This window comes from Salinibacter sp. 10B (genome assembly GCF_002954405.1).
Taxonomy (GTDB): domain Bacteria; phylum Bacteroidota; class Rhodothermia; order Rhodothermales; family Salinibacteraceae; genus Salinibacter.
The window spans coordinates 1-22,670 of the sequence record NZ_MQWC01000010.1; the positions used below are offsets into that span (position 1 = coordinate 1).

The 22,670-nt window shown below is 56.1% G+C and carries 19 protein-coding genes; 12 read left to right on the forward strand and 7 right to left on the reverse strand.

The genetic code is table 11. The features are described 5' to 3' along the window. The first annotated feature begins 249 nt into the window (after positions 1-249). The 3 genes from BSZ35_RS19050 (at position 250) to BSZ35_RS19395 (ending at position 2,274) form a co-directional block, all read left to right on the forward strand. Positions 250-555, forward strand: coding sequence for a hypothetical protein (locus tag BSZ35_RS19050; protein WP_105014190.1), 306 nt, complete (start codon positions 250-252; stop codon positions 553-555). 507 nt (positions 556-1,062) lie between these two features. Continuing rightward, positions 1,063-1,242: a hypothetical protein gene (locus BSZ35_RS19795; protein WP_105014191.1), complete on the forward strand. Its 180-nt coding sequence runs from the start codon at positions 1,063-1,065 to the stop codon at positions 1,240-1,242. A gap of 132 nt (positions 1,243-1,374) precedes the next feature. After that, positions 1,375-2,274, forward strand: a complete 900-nt coding sequence (locus BSZ35_RS19395; protein WP_146110190.1) for a hypothetical protein — start codon at positions 1,375-1,377, stop codon at positions 2,272-2,274. Between the two features lie 364 nt (positions 2,275-2,638). On the opposite strand, the gene BSZ35_RS19070 is transcribed toward BSZ35_RS19395, so the two are convergent. The 4 genes from BSZ35_RS19070 to BSZ35_RS19680 all read right to left on the reverse strand — a co-directional run bounded on the left by BSZ35_RS19070 (position 2,639) and on the right by BSZ35_RS19680 (position 7,637). Further along, the gene (locus BSZ35_RS19070; RefSeq protein WP_105014194.1) at positions 2,639-4,210 is read right to left on the reverse strand and encodes an LA2681 family HEPN domain-containing protein; all 1,572 of its coding nucleotides are present in this window, start codon (positions 4,208-4,210) and stop codon (positions 2,639-2,641) included. Between the two features lie 399 nt (positions 4,211-4,609). Further along, positions 4,610-6,112, reverse strand: a complete 1,503-nt coding sequence (locus tag BSZ35_RS19075) for a hypothetical protein (protein ID WP_105014195.1) — start codon at positions 6,110-6,112, stop codon at positions 4,610-4,612. A gap of 275 nt (positions 6,113-6,387) precedes the next feature. Continuing rightward, a complete protein-coding gene (gene mobC / locus BSZ35_RS19080) occupies positions 6,388-6,741 on the reverse strand; it encodes a plasmid mobilization relaxosome protein MobC (RefSeq protein WP_105014196.1) in 354 nt (117 codons plus the stop codon). A gap of 722 nt (positions 6,742-7,463) precedes the next feature. Beyond that, the gene (locus tag BSZ35_RS19680; protein ID WP_181149516.1) at positions 7,464-7,637 is read right to left on the reverse strand and encodes a hypothetical protein; all 174 of its coding nucleotides are present in this window, start codon (positions 7,635-7,637) and stop codon (positions 7,464-7,466) included. Positions 7,638-9,786: 2,149 nt separating this feature from the next. On the opposite strand from BSZ35_RS19680, the gene BSZ35_RS19085 reads away from it, so the two are divergent. Then, positions 9,787-11,385 carry a replication protein gene (locus tag BSZ35_RS19085; RefSeq protein ID WP_146110191.1) on the forward strand — a complete coding sequence of 533 codons (1,599 nt, stop codon included), beginning with the start codon at positions 9,787-9,789 and terminating at the stop codon, positions 11,383-11,385. A 243-nt stretch (positions 11,386-11,628) separates the two neighbouring features. Here the strand turns inward: BSZ35_RS19085 and BSZ35_RS19090 are convergent, their stop codons facing one another. The 3 genes from BSZ35_RS19090 to BSZ35_RS19100 form a co-directional block, all read right to left on the reverse strand. Then, complete coding sequence (locus BSZ35_RS19090; protein ID WP_105014198.1) at positions 11,629-12,093, reverse strand: PIN domain-containing protein; 465 nt, start codon at positions 12,091-12,093, stop codon at positions 11,629-11,631. Next, a complete protein-coding gene (locus tag BSZ35_RS19095; RefSeq protein WP_105014199.1) occupies positions 12,080-12,382 on the reverse strand; it encodes a hypothetical protein in 303 nt (100 codons plus the stop codon). The genes BSZ35_RS19090 and BSZ35_RS19095 overlap by 14 nt, the downstream gene beginning before the upstream one ends. Before the next feature lie 425 nt (positions 12,383-12,807). Further along, complete coding sequence (locus tag BSZ35_RS19100; protein WP_105014200.1) at positions 12,808-13,341, reverse strand: hypothetical protein; 534 nt, start codon at positions 13,339-13,341, stop codon at positions 12,808-12,810. Positions 13,342-13,705: 364 nt separating this feature from the next. On the opposite strand from BSZ35_RS19100, the gene BSZ35_RS19105 reads away from it, so the two are divergent. From BSZ35_RS19105 to BSZ35_RS19145, 8 genes are all read left to right on the forward strand, one after another. Next, positions 13,706-14,038, forward strand: coding sequence for a hypothetical protein (locus BSZ35_RS19105; RefSeq protein ID WP_105014201.1), 333 nt, complete (start codon positions 13,706-13,708; stop codon positions 14,036-14,038). A 590-nt stretch (positions 14,039-14,628) separates the two neighbouring features. Continuing rightward, entirely contained in the window at positions 14,629-15,342 is a 714-nt protein-coding gene (locus BSZ35_RS19400) for a hypothetical protein (protein ID WP_146110192.1), read from the forward strand. 269 nt (positions 15,343-15,611) lie between these two features. Next, positions 15,612-16,250 (forward strand): ParA family partition ATPase, encoded by a 639-nt coding sequence (parA, locus tag BSZ35_RS19115; RefSeq protein WP_105014203.1) that lies wholly within the window; start codon positions 15,612-15,614, stop codon positions 16,248-16,250. After that, positions 16,243-16,461: a hypothetical protein gene (locus BSZ35_RS19120; RefSeq protein ID WP_105014204.1), complete on the forward strand. Its 219-nt coding sequence runs from the start codon at positions 16,243-16,245 to the stop codon at positions 16,459-16,461. Before parA ends, BSZ35_RS19120 begins: the two co-directional genes overlap by 8 nt. 164 nt (positions 16,462-16,625) lie before the next feature. Further along, positions 16,626-17,222 carry a type IV toxin-antitoxin system AbiEi family antitoxin domain-containing protein gene (locus BSZ35_RS19125; protein ID WP_105014205.1) on the forward strand — a complete coding sequence of 199 codons (597 nt, stop codon included), beginning with the start codon at positions 16,626-16,628 and terminating at the stop codon, positions 17,220-17,222. Between the two features lie 58 nt (positions 17,223-17,280). Beyond that, positions 17,281-17,550, forward strand: coding sequence for a nucleotidyl transferase AbiEii/AbiGii toxin family protein (locus BSZ35_RS19130; RefSeq protein WP_105014206.1), 270 nt, complete (start codon positions 17,281-17,283; stop codon positions 17,548-17,550). Positions 17,551-18,827: 1,277 nt separating this feature from the next. Beyond that, positions 18,828-19,796: a 6-bladed beta-propeller gene (locus BSZ35_RS19140; protein WP_181149519.1), complete on the forward strand. Its 969-nt coding sequence runs from the start codon at positions 18,828-18,830 to the stop codon at positions 19,794-19,796. 967 nt (positions 19,797-20,763) lie between these two features. After that, on the forward strand, positions 20,764-22,662 hold the full coding sequence (locus BSZ35_RS19145) for a hypothetical protein (RefSeq protein WP_146110193.1): 1,899 nt from the start codon (positions 20,764-20,766) through the stop codon (positions 22,660-22,662). Positions 22,663-22,670 lie beyond the last annotated feature (8 nt).

Consider the following 22,670-nt stretch of genomic DNA (forward strand, 5'->3'; position numbering starts at 1 on the left):
AAAAAAAAATTGACACGCTGTTCTGGCCGATTAATGCCGGCAGATGCCCATCTTTTATGCAATGCGTCCATCCTCTGAACGCTAATAGAAATCTCCCAGACAGCCGCTGCATCTGCAAACAACCCGTCCTACACGAAGAAGAAAGCCGGACCACTTTGGCCCGATTGGAGCTTAAAGTATGGAGGAATCACGTTTCTGAAAATGCCGATTTTCCGAAGCATCGCTCCAATCGAACATAGACCACACACTATGCACGACGACGTAGATCCTGAGGCATTTCAAGGCTGGAAAGTAAAGGGCAAAGAAGACCGACTCGGACACGACGTGCTTATGGCAATGTCTCCGCAATCAGCTGTTGCGGCTTGGAACGGCCACAATCCGGATAGAGAGATTGGGGTAGACGATCTCCAGCCCCTTTCAGGCAACGAAGAAATTAGGTTTTACGACGGGAGATCAGAAGAGACGGGATCCATCCGTGAGCGTATTTGGACTCTGGTTGAAGATCGTGATATGCCTTGGCCTATGGCAATTGGCAAGCTCATTGAGGACAAGTGATTCCAGCATAAATACCAAGAGCTATGTCTGATTCCGACCCCGCCGCCGTGCCTTCAAAGATCGAGGATTCTGCCGACGGGCCTTCCGGCCCCCCTTCCCGCTGAATTGCCCGCCGGCATCACCGTAGAGGACGCCAGGGAGATTGAGGAGCTGGCGAATGAGGGCCGGTACCCTTCGACCGGCCGGACCGGAGATCGTTGGCGTTTACCCTGAAGGAGCGGGCCAAAGAGGTGAGTCTATCGACGATCCGGCAAGACATCGCCACGATCCGGTGGATACACGAGCGGCACGGGGCAGAGGACCCGACTGATCACGTCGTCGTCGAACGCGTGCTCGACGACATCAACCAAACGGCCGACAAGACGACAGAGAAGAAACAGGCGGTTCTCACGAAGCACGTGCGGGCGATGATCGACACGCTCCCTCTGGAAGAGCCGAGCCCCCGAGGCCGGGCCCGCCAGGCGTGCAACGTACCTATGCGCCCTGTGAGACCGGGCAATCATCCTCGTGGGGTTTGCTGGGGCCTTCCGGCGGGCCGAACTGGCAACAATCGAAGCAGGGCACATGAGCCTCAACGCCGACGGCATGGAGATCCACGTCCCCAAGTCGAAGACCGAACAGCAAACGGTGGGGATCAACTTCGCCCGCAACGCGGACTTCTGCCCGATGCGGAGCTCAACCGGCTGATGAAGCAGGCCGGACACGCCAACCCGAGGACCACGGCCGGTTACGTTGAGGACGCAAAGCACATGGAGACGAAAACTAGTCGGTGATTTAGGACTGTAGGCGTTGAATCCACGAAAACACAAGTCTTATCCGATGAACGAGCTATCAATCGATAGAAAGAGGTTTGGGAGAGTTAGGTTTGGCAATCTATCTCTTGAAGAGGGAGTCGGGTGCTACCGAGCTCAATTCAAGCTTGTAGTCACGCCGAACGGTATGGGAGATTGGCGGCTTCAATGGAGAAATGTGCGAGGCAAACTCATTCTCGGACACGATAGCAAGCGCAAAGGGAAATACATCGGTGAGGCACGACCCGACAGGCATACAATATCAATTAGGGGTGGTAGTGAAGACGGCTTCGATGTTTATGTCCCACTCAGTCAGCACCGACTTCAAAAGCTTCAAGAAAGAGTATCAGGAGACGATGTCCAGATGACCCTTTATCTGTCGGGACAGTACAGCTTCAGAGGCGAGCCTCCACTCGATCGTGACCTACCTCAACCAGCCGAGGCTGAGTGCAAATTCAAGATTCCCGAAAGCAATTGGGCAAAAGAAATCACCCGATGCGGCTTTGCAAGTATCCTGCTTTTCGAGTTGGAGCTTCCGGACACCGACGCTCCGGATGATCTCCAGGATGCTGTTACTAATCTGAGGGAGGCAAAGTCCGACATCGACAGTGGGAAATATTCTGACGCGGTCTACCGCAGCCGAAAAGCTCTTGAGTCGTGCCACAAAGCTCTTGATGAGGAGGCCGCAATTGACAGAGCGAAAAGTGAGTACAAAGGAGAAATAGACGGTGAAGGGAGGAACGACATGTCCTTGACAAAGCGAGAACTTCTCGCTGGAGACGTTGCGAGACACTTCATGAATCAGGCCCCTCACCCCGATGAAACGGGGCAGCATGTACCACACAATCGACGACAAGCGACCTTGGCACTGAGGCTCGCTGAGGCTTTTCTTTCCTCAGCAATCGGCCGTTACCGAAATTCGGAATAGCAGCCCCTTGGTGCCGCCAGTGGCGCGACGCGCGGCCGGACACGTCGAGAACGCAAAGCAGAAGAGGCCCAAGATCAGAATTAGAGGCTATGTAATAGCAGATTCTTGGAGGAAACAGACTGATTCATAATGGAATGTCTTTTCATACCTAACGGGGTGGTGATCACAACTCACTTCAACAATCAAGGGGAACTTTCAGGATAGACCTGTTTGGCGAATTCGGTTCTTACTACGCAGTCGATCAGGTCGTACCACTCAGTATGAGAAATATGGCCGATTGGGATACCCTATATTGACATCTACGCGTCTCCTGAAAGCATCCTAATCGAGTTTCGCTTCACGCCCCCCTTCGATGGCCGCCATCTTACCGGACCCCCTTCTGAGCCTTCCATCCCTCTACTCTGGCACAGTATGCGAAATTGAAAATCGCAGATCTCGTGAGCTGAAGTAGATGCAGTGTCTTACTCCGGAAATGACCGAGTGGGACTGCAATCACGGGCATCTTGCTTTCCAGAAGGTCTCCCGGGGGTTTCTCGTCAGTCTCCTTGAGCACGAGGAACCCATGCTCCAAGACGTTTCTCCATTTCTTGTAGATTGCCCATTCACCATCGGTCTTGTCGCTCAGATCCGTAGCTTGGCTGTAGAGGGCCGCGTGGAAAGAATTTCTCTCAATGGTGTTTAGCGCTTCCCATCTTGGCGAATTGGGCTTCCATAGCGACTGGTGGAAGTTGATATTCTCCCCATCCTCAACGGGGAGATTGAACAGCTCGCAGATACCTACAGCAATCTTATCTAGGATTCCGAAGCAAGTTCGGAAGCTCATCCGCAGGGACTCAGCGCGGAGGCCGACTGGACCTGCGTCTGAAGACCGGGTGTACTCCACCTCCCCATCAAGGACATCGAAGAGTTTGGAGTTCTGTCCCAGCGATTGGAAAAATGACAGTCGCGCAAAGGAAAACTCAGACTTCAGTCGGTCTAGCCGATGCTCCATCTTCGGGACGAACCCAGCATCCATTGGAAGCGCTTCAGTCCGGACCGAGAGGTTGTCCTCCCGTGCCGCTGCGCAGGAGCAGTAAAGGGCATGCTCGCTCAAGGACAAGAAGTGCCGAAGAGAAAACTGCCGGTAAGTACTGTGATTCGTAAACTCCTCCTCGGTTCTTCGGCGATCTTCCTCCAGATCTGGTATCTCGACATTCCGTTCTCTAAGCGTTTCCTCCACTCTCTTAGCATTCTGTATCCACTGTTCCGAAACCCAGGAAGGGACTTTTCTTCCGGAGGCACCCTTCCTATACCCCTCGGCCACTTGAAGGGCCAGATTGGTTGAAACCCCCGCGACCGTCGAGAAACGTTGAAGCGTCCACGCCCGATTTCCATTCGCCTTAGCGAAGCCGGGGTCCTCTTGAAGAACTTCGTCGTAGTACTGAAGCGCTTCTACGATCCGCCCCGCGTCTCGAAGAGCATTTCCTAAGTTGACGTGGAGCATGAGCTCATGCTCCTGGAAATCAGATCGGCTCACCTTCAAGGCTCGCCAGTAGTGATTTTTCGCCTCCGTTAAAAGACTCAATTCCTCTAGGCCGACGCGTGGACTGCTCCGATCTACGGTGACTCCGTAAAGCCCAGACTTGGCGTTTCCAAGATTGTACTCGATGCTTGTCTCGGCAACAAACTGCCCGATAGCTTTCCGATTTGACTCGTAAAGCTCGATGCCACGGTAGATAGCATCCGCAATTCGTCCTTCGGCGCCCGCGTCGATGAGAATGTTTGCTAATTCGACCTTGAGAAGCGCGTCGGCCGCTTCCGGCAGCGAGAATCCTTTCTCTACGCGCTCGATGGCAAGGCTGGCCGTTTTATCATACTTCTCTCGATTTAGTAGCCGGCGCAACATGCTAGCGAACTGTCGTTCCTGGTCTGGAACGGCGTCTTTGAACGGGTCCATGAGGGCAATTGCTTTCAGGACTCAACGGGTGGTCACGATTCTGTAGTCGCGTCTAACTTCGTGATCCTTGTAAACGAAGTCCCCTCGTAAAGCACAGAAAGAACCTACACCTCGACAACCAGGATGAGGTATCCGAGGAGGAATATGTCACTGACGAGAGGTGAAGTCGAAAGCAGGATTCATCCTGCCTGAAGACGCTCAGCAAGACGGTCTGGTATTGAGAAAACGAGCACGATAGCCAGAGAAGACGATTTCGATTTCTGCTGTGGATTTCGTAACTGATCCTCCGCCACAACAGGTCCGGTAGTGACTCCGGCTCAAGTGGGGTTCTCCTCTAGAACGAAGGGTATGTCTTCTATTGAACCAAAATCGGAGGTGCACAAAACGAACGCAGGCCGGTCAGAAACCAAGTCCCATCCCGCCCGATCGTCCTCGCCCGCGACTCTTTTTTCCTCGCCCCTTGTCCCGGCCCTTCTCTTGATCCTTCTCCGGTTTCTCGCCTCGATCCGGGTCTTCCCCGTCGGTCTCCTCCCCTCGGGACCTGCCCCGCTTTTCCTCCGGTGGGGTATTCTCGTCCAAAATCTTAAGTGCCCGGCGCCGGATCTCTTCCTTGAGTCTCTCTTCCCGGCTGGGGTCCAGAGAGGGGGTCCCCTCTTCGGGCACCTCTCGGGACCTCTCTTCTTGCCGGCTCTCTTGCGGGGCGCCTCGCCCGGCCGCTTCCGTCTCCGGACCGCGGGCAGACCTCTCCGGCTCGGGACTCTCTTGCTTGGACTTTTCCTTCTCAGGAATCTCCTTCTCGGGAATCTCCTGCTCAGGACCCTGCTCTAGGGGTCCTCTCTCCCCGAAAAGCACTCTCTCCAACTCGGCCCTCTCTTCGGGGTCCATATTTTCCAGCTCGTGCCTCGGGTCGCGATAGAGGTCTCCGCCCGGTTCAAAGCGGGTCGTCGAGAGTAGCTCCGGACCTCCGAAGGCTTCCTGATTGCCAAAGCGCACGACTATGCGTCGTAGCTCCTGCACGTGCTCCTGCCCGTAGAGCTCCTCCTGAACCGGCCCGAGAAACCGCTTCAGGTCGCTCGTGCGGGCGCCCTGGACCATGCGAGCCAAGGTGTAGTCATTTCCAAATTCGTCGATCAGGGAATAGGCCCGCCGCTCCCCGATCGCAATTTGCAGCTTTGCCGCCCAGAGATAATCCCGAAACTCCTCCGGCCCCCGAGCGCGCTGGTAGGCCGTCGTCACGAAGGCGCGCACCTCCTTCGGATTTGCCCCTCGCCTTGAGCGGTAGGGGCCGTACTGCCCATCCGGAACGTAGGTGATGTGAGCACTATCGGTGTGGGCACTTCCCTCTCGCCGGACGAGCTCGGTCGGCGCCGGAAGCTGGCTCGCCTTGCGGGCCTCCTCCTGCGTGTAGCTCGTCCCCCGATCCACAGTAGGAACGGGCTCGTGCCCGAGCTCTCGCTCGATCTGGCGGCTCGCCGCCTCGTGCTTTCGGTAGTTGTGGCTGTCGGAGATGAGGCGGCACCCGAGGTTCTCCTCCCGGACGTCTGTCCGCTGGAAGACGACGTGGGCGTGCTCGCGGGCCCCCTCCAGGTATCCCTCCTTCAGGTGGAAGACGATGACGCGGGGCTGGCCCTCCATCCCGAGCTTCTCGGCGAGAATGTCCGCCGAGCGGATCCAGTCTCCCCTCCACATCGGCTCTCCGGGATTCGGGTTGATCTGCGCGTGGTAGAGAACCTTCTCCCCTCGGGTGGCCTTGCCCATCCGCTCCATGTCGCGAATCGCCTCTTCGACGCTCCGGGCTGAACTCGGAAGCTCCAGGACTTTCACTTCTATATTCTCGCCCGTCTGCATCAGGTAGCGCCCGAGCTGCGCCCCATTCGACCGGCTTCCGCCTTTGATGATCATTCGTCTCCCTCCTGCTTTCGCATGTTCGCATGTGGCTTTCGCGTGTGACTTCGGCGTGTGATTTCAGCGCCTCGTCGCGCTCTCTTTCTCGGCATTCTTCCCCTTCGGCGGGTAGATCGCTAGTTTCACTGCGCCGGCACCTTCCCAATTCTTTTCCGATCCGCCCACGATTCGAAATGAATTCCGGCCGATTCGTCCCCCAAATTCTCCCTGATCGGAATGCGAATGCCACCGCCGCCCGCTCAATTTGCGCCTGCCGGCCGCCAATATCTTATCTACCGTCGGTCCAATTCGTCTCGAACGAGATCCTGCACCTCCCGGATTGCGGCGAGGATCCGCTTCGAATAGACCTCTCCGTACGGGTCGTGGCCCTGGTTTATGGCCCGGGCCACCTGGTTGACGTTGCCCCCAATCTTGTTGACCGCCGCAAGGAGCCGGGCCAGATCGGCCGTTCCGTGGCGAGGAACGCGCTGTGTCCGCGGTCCCTCCTCCCCAATCGCCTTGAGGCGAATGTAGCCTGCGCGGCTCAGGCCGACCTCTTCGGCCCTGCGCGTGAGCGTTTCGTACTCCGAATCGGTCCACCTCGTCGGCAATACTTTCTTTCGAATGCGCCTCTCGCTTGTGCTCATAATGGGTGCCCGACAGGGCGAATGGTGGATGGGACATCTGTAGACGAAGTGCGAAACGTAGAGCTGCGCCGCCCCGAGAGAACAAACACTGATACAAGGCTACCTTCGACCGGAGCGGCGTCGGGTGGGGGTCCACGGGGGAGGGCCCGGCCCTTCCCCTGGCAAGCCTCGGGCGGATCGACGGGGGGCGCTCCGACGGCGGGTGGCGCGTCAGCGACATACCGCCAAGCGGAGTCGCTCACCGAGATACCGCCCATGGCTTGCAACCCCGCCAGCGCCGACCTCCGACTCTACCGAACCGCTCCCGGTTCCCCCCTCCACCTACTGCCTACTGGAACGGCTTCAAGGCGCTGGCGGGCGGGCCGCAAAGCGGGCCCGAGGGGCCTTCGGCATAGGCTACCCTCCTCAGACTTTTCGCGGCCGAGGGAATTTCTACGGCGGCCTCTGGCCGCAATAGCGGTTCTTGAGCAAGGCTGAATATGGGGCCGGCCACACGCCCTGCCGGAATGCCAACCTGCCTAGACGGGCACTCTTACCAAATGGTCAACATGCTCAAATAGCCAGACTGTCACCGGTGTCCATACTGACGCTACTGGCAGTGCCGACACGACCGACACTACTGTCACTGTCGACACCACTACCAGTACCGGGACTTCGGTGGCTACCGCCGGCGGTGGCTGTGCTGGCGCCGGTGTCATCACTGGAATCAGTGTGACCACTGCCTATAGCGTCATCACCGCCTGCAGCGTCACACCTGTCACCACTGCCGGTGTGCGCACGGCCGACGACACTGTCACCACCGACACAGTTGCCTCTTCTGTCGGTCCCCCCGCTACTGCCTGCACTGCCACTACTGCCAGTGCCGCCGCTACTGGTACCACTTGCACTTCTGTCACTGTAGAGAACTGTCGCTGTAGACAACCTGCCGATCTGATCAGGCCGCCGCTCTGTCAACCCGTAAAATGGGCAACCTGTCAAGATGGGCATCCTGCCGAGATGGGCAGACTGTCGATATAGCCACCCTGCACAAATTGCCAATCTGCACAAATGATGGGGCCGCCTCTGTGACCACCTGTCGTTTTGGGCATCCCGTCAGAATAGGCAGTCTAGCAAACAGGCAATCTGCCAACTTGAGCAATTTGACGCATTGGCACCCTGCCGAGGTGGCGAGCCTGCCGAAGTGGCCACTGCTGAGGTGGCCAGTCCGTCGAGATGGACAACCTGTCGCTTTTGACAATCCGACAAGAAATGAGCCTGCCCGATTGGAATCAGTAGTGAGAGATCTGCGGAGTGAGAGCCCTTCAAAGCAGGAGCTCCCCCGCGCTTCCTTCAGCCCGGCCACCTCCATCACGACATCCCCCACAGTCTCCGATCTTGAATCCGTGAGGGGCGGATGTATTTCGGAAGCGCTTCCATCCCAAGGGAAACGAAAGACCCGTCTCGTGGGGGCCTGAGACGCGCGCGCACGGAGGACCAAACGAAGGCGATCAAATAAAAAAAGCCCGCTCCGGCGTCTGCCAGTAGCGAGCGACTTTCTTTCGTCCATCACGGTATTATCCAAGTTAAGAAAATCGACCCCCGGGGTGTCAAGGCCTGACCGTGACGAAGTGGTGAATCCTCAAGTGCAACAGGATGCGCCCCTTAACGCCGAGGGGACCGGCCCAGGCCAGGCGGGCTCAGTAGAGAATCTCTCGGGCTCTGCCTGGGCCGTGGCGTTGCCAACCCCCTTCCGTTCGGTGCCGCGGCCTTCCCGCGGGAGTGCCGCAGATTTCCCACACGTATGCCGCGGCTCTCCCAATTCCTTCCCAATCCTTTGCCGTACTCTTGCCAAACCCTTCCCAAACCCGTGCCGCCGTATGCCAGCCGTTCCCGCGGTTTGCCATCAAGGATTGCCGTGAAGGACTGCCATGAAGGGCCGCAGAGGGGAAGACCAGAACCCGCCCCAACAACCGAACATCGGTCCTAAACGGGATGCCGCCCCCGCAATCATCGCTCGTAATTAGCACCCTGTAATACGCCCTAAATCAGACCTGCACAGCCGGGCAGATTGGCGTGTGAGAACCCATTGAGAGACTCGCGGGCGCGCGAGTGGAAAGGAATCTCGAAGACCGGATTCATACGGATTCATCCAGGTCCACCCAGGTCCATCCAGGCCTAGTGCAGCTTCAGGCGATCTTTTGTGGATGGTAGTTTCCTGTCGTTCCGATCTACAACGTAAAAGATGTAGGGACGGACGGCGTCCGTCCAGAGCGAGTTGCACAACAGACCAGTTGAAGCTGCACTAGATGGATTCAGACAGATTCTCACGGGTCCAATCGGATCCAGTCGGATTCATACGGGTCCGAACGGGTCCAATCCGGTCCATTGAGGTCCGCGCTTTTAAGCGATGCCATTCCGCGCCACTTTCCCGCCGTGAGAGCCCCCGGCAGAAAACCGCGCAGTGGCAAAAGGAGCGGTCAAAGGAGCCGTTCGTTTTCCTGCGTGTGCCCCTGCCACGCTGCCAGTCAATCCGGCTCCGAAGGAAGCCCCCAACCGAAAAGACCGAGAGGATTTGACCTTTGCATCCCGGCTCCCCTATAATATCGACTGACGTGATGGCCCGCGCCTCGAAGGTTCCCTTTTCACGTGGGCCCGCGGTCGAGTAAGGCTTGGGACACCGAGCTCGACTGCTGTGGATAGAACGCGTCTACTTAAACATTGACCTATCTGGAGAGCCTCCAGGTGGGGGCGCCGGCGGATTTTTCCGTCCGTGCTGTCGGATGCCTGACTCTATCCCAGGCATTGTCCCCTTTACCGACAGCCTGCGCCCCGACTTGGAGGCTTTTCTATTTGATCTACTACTCCATCACGACGTGATCATGGCTACTCGAGAAATGGACTTCTGAGCCATAAAAAATGCCCTGCCGACTGCTGGTACAGTCGGCAGGGCGAAAAGTCGTGCGCGTGGCAGCAGCACAACAGACACGAGCTTAGACACTCATGCCTCAATTTTCTTCTAACGGGCCTGCCCGTAAACGTTCCGCATTTCCGCCTCGGGGCCCCGATGTGGGCTGGTCTTCCGCGATTTTCACGGTAGGGAATCCGCCTAGAAACACTTCTACCGGCGATTCGCCGTCCGCTCCCGACCCGGATCTGTCGAGGGCCTCCGACCTGTCGATGGACGCGACCGAGCCGTTTCCCGACCGGCTCTTTCGCCTCCCTCTCCCCGACGCGCTGATCGCCGAAATGCCGGAGATGACCGATTCGGCCCTCCGCGCGATTCTGGCCTTGATTCGCCTTAGCTTCCGCTTCGATCCAAACGAAGGCCGAAATGGCCGATGGGTGTGTCCGGATCGGACCTTCTCCCGCGCAGGCATCCAGGAGGCGTGTGGCCTCTCCGGGCAAGGCGTCCGTAACGGTCTAGGCGAGCTCGAGGAGGCCGGCTACGTGACCATTGATCGGTCCGGTAGGAGCTACGAGCATGCGTTAGAAATAGCGGTACCCGAAAGGCGCTTCACGTACGTACCGACGGCGCTTTTGGAAACAGCCTCCTCCCTCTCGGGGACGGAGCTGCGCTTCGTCCTCGCAGTGCTCCGGGCCACCTGGGGATGGACCACCGATTCGACGGAAGAAAACGAGATGCCTAAACACCAACGGTGGGCCCAGCTGTCCATGGCGGCCCTTGCGCGGCTGACGGGGCGTTCGGAAACGGCCGTGAAGGAAGCTGCCCGCTGCTTGAACGGAACGTGGTTCCAGCGGCGCCGCCCGACGCACGGGGCGTATTACTACCGCTTCCGAACCGACGTGCTCACTACGGAGTCCGACCCCGATCGGGAAACGTCTACCCCAGAGAAACTGGCGGTCAAGCAGAAGCGAACGGCCGTTTTTTCGATGGGGATCCCAAACGATCTGGCCCCCGATCGCCAACGATCTGCCCCCCCCCGTAGAGGAACTATAGAGAAGAGTTTAGAGAACTCAGCAAAGCATAGTGCCCGTTCCAAACGAGCTAAACACGGCCCAAAAAACCCGCCATCCTCGAACGGTGGATCTGCTGTGCATGGGGGAGAACGCTCCTCAGGGGACTCGTCGAGGCGGCCTGCTCAAACGCCCCATCCTGAAGAGGCTCACCCGAAGCGGGGCTCCCACCGAGGGGCCGCGGGGAATCACCAGGCGAAGAGCGGAAAGATCGACCTCACGGACTTCTCCGAGCAGAAGCGACAGCTCGGCCAAAAGCTCGCCAACGCCGGCGTCTGGCCTTCCTCGATTCCAGAGCTTCTGGCCCGGCATTCGGCCCAACGGATTGAGGCAAACTTTGAGCTTTTTCGGGAGCGGGCCCCCTCGGTCAAAAACCAGGGGGCTTTCCTTCGAGCCGCCATCGAAGAAGGTTACGCTCTCCCCTCTCCCTCCAGCTGCCCATCCGAGACAGGTGAGAAGACCTCTGCTGAGGATCATGCCCGTAGAGACGAGGCCGACGGCCGATCGATCGCCGACGCCACAGCGCTCCCTCAGCCCGGCACAAAGGTTTCTGAGGCCAAAAAGCAACAGCTCATCGAAGAGGGTCTCGCTACGGAGGCCGACTTTGAGAAGTTTGCCGACTACGACGACCCGACGGAGCTCCAGCACTTCTTTCGAGTCGAGAAAGTCCCCTCCCCTACGGTCCGGTAACCTCTCAGAAACGCCGGTAAGGGACTGCCCCTCATGCCGTTATTGCAAAGCAAACCCTCACCGCCCCGAATGGAGCCGTCCCCGCCCGCCGTCGCTTGTCACTCCTGGGCGTGTGGCGCGTTGGGTGTGCGCTGGTTCGGAGTAGGCTCGTTTCTTTCGAGTTGGGATAAATGAGGATGCAATAACGGAAGTGGTCCTGGTACATTGAACGTTCATAACCTCGCCAGCGACGGTCCGCTCAGCTCAGGAGAGACCTTTGATCTGCTCTCGAATCCGTCTTACCAGCGTCCCGGGCTCTAATACGGTGGTCCCTTCGTAGCTTCCGGGAAAGTCTTTCGTGTTTGCGGTAATCAGATAGTCGCACCCGTGCTCCACTGCACTCAGAAGATGAACCAGGTCCTTCGGATCGGCTCCTGGCACGGACGACCGCTCGCCTGCTGCCGGCGTCTCTACAACCTCGATCGAGCGACTCACCACCTCTTGAAGGAGATCTTCCAACTCGCGGAGTTGGCCCTCGTCCTTAACGAACCGCGCGAGGTTGCGAGTACACTCCTCAATTGCCCGCTCGTTGGCGACTAAGTCCAAGAGCGTCAGTTCAGAGGCGACGAGCACGACCCGAGAAGCAGAGTGAGGGTTATCCGTCGCTACGCCGCTAAGAATGACATTGGCGTCCACATATCCCCGGAGGCGATTTCTACTCAGTGCCATCTGGCGAGCCCCCCTCCCTTTCCCGGTTTCCTTCAACGTCCTCCTCGGCCAGCTCGCGCTTTACGTCATCCAGGCCTCCGAGAAGCTCCGGCGCCTCGACGCCGGTCTCTCCCAGCTTCTCCCGAAACTTCTCTGCCAACCCCGGGATCTGGGGCTCCGACTCGGTCACGACGAAGGTCCCCCCTCCCAGATCGATGACACTCAGGGGCGTGTTCGTCTGGGCAAGCCGAGGGGCATCCTCGGGGAGCTCCAGCGTGTTATCGTCCCGAAGGGTGGCTTTAATTGGCATGATCGCCTCGCAGGTGTCTCGGCAAAGGAGGGATTGGTGCGTTCAGTACCCCGTTTGGGATTCTAGGCGCGGCACCCACGAAAGTTCAATCCGCTTCTGCCTGATCAGGTAAATTGGACCTCCATGCCGACGTTATTCCATGTCGCCCCCTTGGTTGGCGCCGTGAGATGTGGCCCAGTTTCCGATGGCCCGCTTCCCTCTGAGGACGTAAATCAACGCCCATTAGCGAAGCGGTTTGCACGGTTGTTACGTCCGACCACCCTGCCCAAGGCTTTCCTCCGAACCGGTGGTCGGCTTTTTGTGCTCTTCCTCAGTCCGTGCGCGCCCGCCTCAAGGTCTCCCATAGTGGCTCCATCCCTCCTCTCGGGACAGAGCTCTCGCCTTGAGGCGGGCGTTATTATGTGACAATCGGTCAATACTGGACGTTACTCCTGGCCAATAATCCTCACATCGGCCTCGAGGCGTTCCTCTACCTTCTGGCCCCCGACGCTCCAGTCGAGCCTCGTTCGGAGGGTGTAGACGCCCGGCTCGGCGGGCTCTTCTGTTTCGGGAGTTCCGCTCGAGGCGTTCAGTGAGGCCTTCATGTTGAAGGTGCGCTCTCGGGTCTCCTTTCCCGGGAGCGTCCACGTCAGAAGCTGCATCGTGCAGACCTGAAAGGAGCAGACGAGCGGGACCTGCTCCCCGTTCAGAAAGGCAGCGGGTTGGCCCCAGCAGGCCCCGGTTTGCACCTGAATCGGCTCCTCCATGACGTTTTGGGCGGTAAACCGGACCCGGAAGGAGTCCCCGGACGCCACCCGCTCCGGCGCGTAGAGCCTTGCCACGAGGCCCGACTCGAGCTCTACCCGGTCGCGGACCTCGGACCCGTCGCCCTCCTCGCCGGACCCGACGCCGAACGGCAAGTCACACCCTCCGAGGATCGTAGCCAGGAGGACGCATGCCAGTAGAGAAGCACGGGTCATAGCGGAACGTCTCATTTATAAGAAGTCTCGTTTATGCCAAAAGACGTCTCTCCTTTCTATACACGTCCTGCGGGCCGGATGACCAGTCTCCTCGCAACGACATTTGCCCTTTCGCGTTTTCGCACGTGGCTATCGCACTTGTTTGATGGGCGCTGTCGCCGTCAGATGTCTCAATGCCTCGCCCTGCCCGCATGACGCCCTGGGCTGGCACGAAGTCTTGGACACCTGGAGGCGTGGCTCAGGTATGAGCGTGACGGTCCCTTTTTTGCTTTGTCGTAATCCCTCAATCGAAGAACCGCTCGATCGAGGAAACGCCGCATCAAACTGCCCACCCTCCTTTCCAAAAGGATCCTCCAATAGAAGCATGAGCAGCGACGACTTCGACGACGAAAGCTCCGGAAAAGCCTTTGGAGACGAGGACTTCGAAAACCTCGGCCCGAGCCCGACAGGCCATGAGGCCGGGCCGACGGGCACCGGTCAGTTCCTTGAGGCCCGAGCCACGATCTATCACGAAAGCGGGGAGACCAGCTCCGCCCGGCTGGAGATCTCCACGCATCGCTTCCGGCGGGCCCCGGCGGCCTCCCTTGTCCAAAGCCTCAAAGAGTCAGAAGGGGACCTTGAGGGCATTGAACGGATCGAGGTCCAGGTAGGTGGAGAAGAGCTGACCCTAAAGCAGACCGGATGGGAGATTCAGTAGGATCCCCGAAGGGACTATTCTCCGCAGGGACGCCTCATGCAGGGACACCTCATTACGAGCTGCAAAGAGGCCTCTCATTAGAAAATCGGGGCTGGGAGCCGAGCTACCTGGAAGGATTTCACAGCTCCGTCACTATTAGGCCTTGACGACCCGGGGGGCGATTTTGCTACATTGAGAACATTCACGTGATGATAGTTTTGAAAGCTCGCCTCCAAGGGCCGCTGTAGCTCGCTATACGCCCGGACGGACCGGCGGGCTTTTTCTATGTCTACCCTGTCTTTTTGCTCTTTTTGCTGCGCGCAGGCGTGCTGAATGCCTGTAGCGCGCGTTTTTTCGCTTCTGCCCCCTCGGCCCATTCCATTGGCCCGCACATCTATCTGGGTAGAGCAGCTAGCTGGGAAGAAGGTGGGAGAATTCGCCTAGAAGGCCTCGCGGCCACCGGCAGACCCGTAGGCGGCCGCCCCGCACGGAGGACGGGAGCCGCCCAGACAACAGAGTAGACCGGACGTTAGATTTCGGAGGCCCTGCGTGTCTACCAAGTCCACTTCTTGTCTGGACTTCCCGTGCCTGGACCTCATCTCTGCAGTGCCATGAGCTTTTCTGAGCCGACCGGTGGAGAACCCCAATCAAACGACGGCGGCCGGCCGGGCCGCCTGGAGAAAGTGGCCCTCAGCGTCTTTCACGACCTGCAGCTCACCTACGTGCGCAAGCATGGTCGGGCCCCGATACAATGTCCTATCCCCCCGCGCCCGAGCTCCGACGCTCACAATACGGACGCCCAAAATACCGACGGTCGAACCGCCCGCCGAGAGGAAGCTCCTAGCGTCCCGCCTGAAGACGCGTCGAAACGGGAGAGCAATAGGCCCGAGAAGAACAGACCAGAGAACGACGAGGAGGCGCGCGCCGCTTTGTCTGTGTCCGAGAGCCACCTGGATGGGGGTATGGATGACGCCCCCTCTATGGATGATGCTACCTCTGAAAATAGCAGCTCCGACAGCAACAGCGCCTCCCCACTGATCAACTTTGAAGGGCCGTGGACCGAGCCGGAAAAAGAGCAGGTTACCCCGGCGGTATCTAAAATTACACGGCTGCTCCCCAGCCACCTGAGGACCGCTCCCTGGATCGCGACCTGTCACCGATCGGACTCGGCGGATATGTACGCGATTTCTCGGGCGGGTCTTCCGGAGGTTCTCGCCGCCCGCACGGCCGGCGCCCTGGCCGAAAAGCTCCAGGCGCTCGACGCCGATCTGGTCCGCTCGGCAGCCCAGCAGGCCTCCTCGACCGGACGTTCTGATTCGGAATAGCGCTCGCCTCAGCGCCGACGCCGGGGCTCTCGCAGGGAGCAATTCGGGACTTTTGCCGCCGTCTCGCGATGCGGCGCGCGGCCTGGCGCAGCCCTCGACACCCCCGCCGGCGATCTCAGGGCAGGCTTAGGGATAGGTCGGCCCGAATCGATCTCCGCTCTCAGGGCAATCTCGCGGCTTCAGTAGGCCGCATATTGACTTGACTCCCGCACAATTAGGGAGTAGATTGTCCATTACAGAAATCTATTAACCTAGGAACCTAGCTTCCTATGAAAGTAGTCGGTATTCTACATGGCAAGGGTGGGGTCGGAAAGAGCACCGTTGCTGTGAATCTTGCTCGGAACCTCCAGCTCCATGGATTGGACGTGGTCATCATCGATTGTGATGCACAAGGTACCTCCCAGAGTTGGAAGGCCTCACGAGACGATGAGACTGACCTCCCTGCAGTGTTTGGTGTCGATAAGGCTAGTGCGCTGGAGAGCGACGTCCGTCGCCTGTCAGACTCATTCGATATCGCAGTGATTGATGGTGGGGCGCACCTTGACAAAATGCACGCTGCGATTATCAAGACATCAGATCTGACACTCATTCCGGTACAGCCTTCTCCAGCAGACATCTGGCCCACCGAGCAGATCGTTGATCTCATCAAGCAACGGCAGGAAGTCACTGGTGAACCGGATGCAGCATTCGTGATCTCACGCCGCAAGGTCGGATCTCGATTGGGGCAGGGCGTACAGGATGTTCTTGAACGCTTTGAGCTGCCAGTGTGGGAGGGCACATGCGATCGAGTGGCATACCCTCAGGCCATGGGTCGAGGCCGCTCTGTCGTCGAAATGAGCGACGAGAAAGCGGCCGCTGAAGTCGAGTCAATTACAGAAAATGTAATCAATACCCTTAACCATGAGTGACGATGTGTTCGGCAGTGCCTCAGATGGGTCTGTCTCCAGTGGTCAGGATACGACTGACTTGCAAGAGGACGTCTCTGAAGAGGAGATGACTCAGCTGAATGTCGAGATTCCCAAATCATTGCACCGGCGACTGAAGATGCATGCTGCCAAACAGGGTCGACCGATCAAGGAGGTGGTCAAGGATGTGTTGTACAAAAACCTAGATACCTAGTTTCCTAGGTTTCTATTTCATTAGTTTGATATCGGCCCTGGAAATATCATTCTGCAACGGATGAGGAAGCCCCAGATCAGACATCAAGGGTGCTGTCCGGAAACCCATATAGTTTTCTCTAGTGGTATAGAAATCCGGACAGATCTCCCGTGCAACTTCGTCCCATGACCAAAACAGATCAGGTCCTCCAGATTGCCCGCCAGCAGGGCGTGGTGCGAGCCCGCGACCTGAAGGAGAAAGACCTCCCCCCGCGCTACCTCTCCCGGCTTGCCGATCGGGGGAAACTTCGAAGGGAAGGGCGTGGTCTCTACCGCCATCCGGACGCCCCCCTCACTGAGCACCACAGTCTGGCTCTCGTTGCGTCCCGGTATCCGAGCGCGGTGGTGTGCCTTCTCTCCGCCCTTCAGTTTCACGATCTGACGACGCAGATGTCCCGGCGGGTATGGGTCGCCCGAGAGAAAGGAGACTGGACACCGGAAGCGAGCCCGACCCGTCTCGAGGTCGTCCACATGTCTGGCGACAGCTTTACAGAAGGCGCCAAGCAGTACGAGGTGGAGGGGATCCCTGTTAAGGTCTTCAGTCCGGCCAAGACCGTCGCTGATTGCTTCAAGTTTCGCGGGAAGGTCGGCCTCTCGGTCGCAATCGAGGCACTTCGCGACTACGTGCGCTCCAGCGCGGACCCAATCGAGGAGCTCTACCGCTTTGCAGAGGTCTGCCGCGTCCAGACGGTCATGCGCCCGTACATCGAAGCAACCGTGTAGACCGGTACTTGTAAAGGCGATTTTTCGCTACCCCAATTCCGATTTCCAAGGGCATCCAATGAACTCCCCGGTAGCACAGTCGGTCCGGGATCGTCTCCTCTCGCGGATGCGAGAAACGGGAGAGGAATACCAGGTCCTCCTCACGCGATTTGCGCTGGAGCGACTTCTGTACCGGCTCACTCAACTTCCGGAGAGAGAGGATTTCGTCCTCAAAGGCGCATACACCTTCCTCATCTGGGAGGGGCGTCTCGGACGACAGACCCGAGACCTTGACCTTTTGGGGAGCGGGCCTCCCGAGCTCGACGAGAACCGTTCCCCGCCCGAATGAAAGAAATTCCGTCCGAGAGCGGTTACTTTTCGGCGGAGGCAGGTATTAGCGCTTGCCCCACTTGGCCGGTGAATCGGAACTGTCCGGAAAAGGGATACCTGAGCAGGCGGTCTTCAGAGGCGCTGAATCCAATTCTGGGGTATCACAGAACGACTTCTTTTTGACCACACGCCAATATAGCAAACTGCCCGCTTTGTCGCCACTCCCATGAAACGCACCTCGGATGAGTGCCCGAATTTTTGGATCAGCTGGGCAGCTAATTTGGGTTAACTCGCAGCAATGATTCTCGATTCTGATTCGTAGGAAGAGAGTACATTATTCAGGTGCTCGCGAGACGGCACGTATCTGATCGAGGAATGTCTTCGTTGTTGAAGTAGATGACCTCCATGCCGTCCCCCAGCAGGATCGCCCTAAGCCCTCGGTAACTGGGGTATACACTGTCTTGGTCATGATGTACGATTCGTCCGTTCAGATCAACGCCGAAGGAGCTCATCTGCTCGCGAACGCAATCCCAGCAGCGATGAGCCAGCTCGCGATTGGCACTCGCCAACAGCCCAGTCACAAGCGTACTTGCTCTCCAAATCAACGACAACCATCCGATGAGCCTTGCGGCCGCCCCACCCAAAGATACGCAGGCGGAAGTCTGAAGGCTTTACACTAAGGAGGATATCTCGATCAACCAGATCTCTGATCAGCTCGATATCTCCTACGGCACCGCCTGGAACTACGTCCAAGAGGTCAAGGACGAGTGACAGTTGAAATGCCCCCGTCCCTTAGCGCCCATTTTTTCGTTCGTTTGCTACAAAAAGTTTTTCCTGGTCGAAGAGCTACCGGCCCACTCTGCCCTCGGTTTCCATTCAAATAGTCAAAATCAAGCTCAGTTGGTTCACAAACTTGCATTCACCCCAAAAAAAACCTTATAGTAGGCACTGACCTTTCGTAAGCACGCTTTCATCAATTCGAATATTGTCATGTCCTTTTCCATCCTTGCAAGCGCCAGCCAGAAGGCTATAACCAAGGGAGTCACATTCGCATGCATCCTCTTGACATCGCTTGCCATTCCCTCGAATGTCTCACAGGCCGATTGCTATCGGTCCAATTGCGCGGATGCAGGATGTGAACTGGGTTCAAGTGAACCGTGTACTATTCTCGTTTGCGAGAATGGAACCTTCACTTGTTACGGTGACCTAAAGTGCTGAGCTATCCATTCACCGCAGCAATCGCTCCCCCCTGTGCTCCGCAGGGGGGTTTTTTGTCCACTTCAACGATTAATGATCATGACGTATAGGCTAACCACGATTATCTTGCCATTTTTACTATTGGTTGGGTGCTCAGGGCAAGACGAATTTGAAAACAGAAACTTTACAAATGCAAAGTACCTGGAAGGTGTGTCTAATGAAATATCAAATGATGTATTAAATCCATTTGATATTGTAGTTGAGGATAACATTTATGTGGTGGATAACGGGGATCAAAAAGTAAAGTCATTCAGCAAAAGTGGTGTATACAAAGGATCGATAGGTAGGGGTAAAGGATCAGGCCCTGGTGAAGTAGTACAGGTGGGGGAGTTTGACATACACAAAGATACATTATGGATAGCTGATATGATGGGTAGGAAGGTTGTATCATACAATAAAGAAGGTGATTATATAGACGAATTTAAAACTGATCATCCAGTTAATAAGCTAAAAGTGTTTGAAAAGTCAATAGTAGCTAGAGACGTAGGTGTAAAAAGTATGTTAGTAGAATATGACAAAAAAGGAAAAGTTATAAAAAAATACGGAAAGAATCTATACAATAACCCAATGGATGAAGTGGGGCATATTTTTATAGGCGGAAGCAAAAAAGATGATTTGCTATATTTGATGCAATACACTAATATAGTGTTAGGTATGCAAAATAACAGAATGTCAAAACTAGATACATTAATGAATAATGTATCCAGTTCTGAAAAAGAAGATAGCGGGCCAGGAGAAGAAAAAGAAAATATGAAAAGGTTTTCGCAGCCAGACCCAAAGACAGAGCATTATGATTCTAACGTATATAACGAAAGGTTTTTTATTTTAACCAAAAAAGAGGTACATGATAGCGCAAAAAATGATGGTGTATCATTGTTAGATGTATACGATAATAATTTTAATTATATTACAACATACAAGCTCCACGATAAGACTAAAAAGGCATTTGTTGCTAATGGGTGCATATATTCTATTACAGAAAGTAATGTTAGAGTATATGATATATAATTAATAAAAAAATATATGTAAAATACAAGGAAGGCATTCAAGTACAATGATGTAAAATTTAAATAATACTTTAATAAATTAATAAGTATTGAACACTTTAAGTTTTTATAATTTGAGAGAGGTAAATATAATTGACCATTTCAAGAGAAAAATTAAAGTGACTTGAGTCCTGCAAGAAATTCAAATTCCTGCGCGAACACGCGGAGGATTTATACCAGGCAAAGGAAGTAACAGCGACTCAAATCTCTAAGAGAGGGTGCTTCGTTACGGAGGAGTCGTGGCCGACTGAACACTTAAGATTCTTGACTACGGAGAGGTCAAACCGCCAGTGTCCGAATAGGAAGTGGCTCAACTAGAAGTGAACCTTCAAGAACTTGAAACGGATACCGCCGGATTCTTCCAGAGCTTGAGGAGCGCATCGGCCAGCGGGTCAACCATAAACAGCTCAGAAGGCTTTTTAACGAGCATGAGCTGGCTTTGACGAAGCGAAGCCCCTCGCCTGTAGAAAAGATTCTGGAGGAGGCCTCTGAGCAGCTCAACCTCTTGTAAGAACGAGATCCCGGGCTGTTGGAGGCCTTCTCAACTGACCTTACCGAGGTTCGCTATGCCATGGAAACCGCAAGGCTCATTTGATGGCCGTCGTCGACCTAGAGGGCAAGTTTGTGCCGGGTTGGACAGTTGGCCCGAGTGCCATCGGGATCTGACTCTACGTTGCTGGCTGGAAGCGCGTTCGTGAGCGGATGACTTCCCTCGGCTTGGATCTGAACGGACGAATCGTACATCATGACCAAGACAGTGTATACCCCAGTTACCGAGGGCTTAGGGCGATCCTGCTGGGGGACGGCATGCGGGGGAGCTACTCCGAGAACGAAGACATTCCTCAATCGGGTACGTGCCGCCCCGTGAGCACCTGAACAATGCGCTCTCTACCTCTGAATCAGAATCGAGAATCATTGCTGCAAGTTAAATGCCAAAATACCGCACGTTTGACACCGTGAAGATGGATCTTGGAGACGGTCAGGTGTTGGTTCACTCCCGACGAAGCGGTGAGACCGAAATCCTACCTCAAAACGAAGCGCAATGGCTTCTCTCCTGCCAGAAATTCAAAGAAATCCCTACTCATGCCACCGAGTACGCACGAAAGTCTCGGCGCCAACAGCTTGAGTCGACCGCAAACAACGCTCCGCTGCGAGGCGTTTTCGCTCAGTGGGCCCTCAAACTCCTCGACAGTGAAGGTTTCGAGCTGCCAATACCCAACCGCAAGGTGACTCGCGTTGAGGAGGGCCTCCGGCGGTTCGTTGAGGCCGGATTTCTCGTGCCGGATGAGATGATCCTGAGCGAGGTTAAAGATCTATCAAATAAGTCGAGCTTCGGGGGTACCCAGTTGCCAATCACGGCTGTTGGGATTCCGACGCGAAACCGGCCTGACTGCCTACGACGAGCACTGGAAAGCTATACTAAGAACTTTGCACAGCACCACCGGACGCCTCGCCTTCTAATTGCTGATAACAGCCAGGAGGAACAGGTCCAGAAGAAAAACCGACACGTTTTGCAAGAGGTGGGGGCAACGTACGATGGAGAGGTGTGCTATCTCGGACTTCGGAAGCGGGAAAAGATGGTTCGACAGATTGTCAGCGCTTCCGGCGTATCTGAAGACATCGTACGATTTGCTCTTCTTGGCCACGAGCGCTGTTCTGAGTTCTACGGGGCGGCCCGCAACGCCCTGCTATTATCGACTTTGGGGGAGCTGACGGCTCAGTTTGACGATGACACAATCTGCAACGTAGCCCTACCCCCAGAGGGTACTAAGAGCGGTCTCTCTTTGGCCTCCCGTGCCGTAAACGAGCTCTGGTGGTATCAAAATCAGAAAGAGGCTATGGAGGCGGTTTCGTTCGAGCCTCACGACCTCCTAGGGTTGCACGAACGCCTCCTGGGAAAGGAAGTCGCCACTCATATTAGCCAGAATACCAAGAACGCATCGGTCGAAATTGATAAGATGGCTCCCTCGTTATTACGAGAGCTTCGGGAGGGAAAGCCCACAATCGCTCTGTCCATGACCGGCACAGTCGGCGATTCAGGAATGCACTCTAATGACAATATGACGCGCCTTCTTCTTGCCAATGAAAGCAGCTGGAAACGTCTGATAACACCGAAGGATGGGTATCGCACGAGGCTCAACACACGTGCTCTCATCCGGGCCCCTCGGATGCAAACCATAACTGACAGCGTGTTCTGTATGTCAATGAGCCTGGGACTGAATAACCGTTTGCCAATACCTCCCTATCCACCGGTCCAGCGAGACGAGGACGGCGTCTTTCGAGCAGTGCTGAAGACATGTGCACCGGATGCTTACAGCGGCTACCTGCCTTTCCTAATTCAACATGCGCCCCCCACTCATCGATCACACCCCACCTCCATCACTGAAGAGACGTTTCCTACACCTACATTTCGAACTAATGACATTATAAGGGGACTGGTCCTCCAATGCAGTACTTCAATTTCTGGCAGAGATCCTGAACACAATCTCCAACTGTTAGGAAATCAGCTTTCCAGCATTGGCACCACTGACCGCAAACGCTTCAAGGAAACGGTCCGTCATGTGATCTCTAAGAGAATCACCTCTCGGATCAGCAGAGCTAAACAGTGTCTTCAGGAACGAGGGGGAAGACCTTCCTACTGGGCACAAGATGTTCAAAGGTATATTGCTGCCCATCGTGAATGGATCACTGAAAAACAACTCGATGCTCCCGCTGACTTAGCAGGTGGAGAAGTAGATCGCATTGATGTCTTACAGGACGTGACTGAAAAGATGGGGCGCTTATTCGCAAGGTGGCCGGTAATTGTCGATGCCGCCACTGATCTCTAAGAACGGGT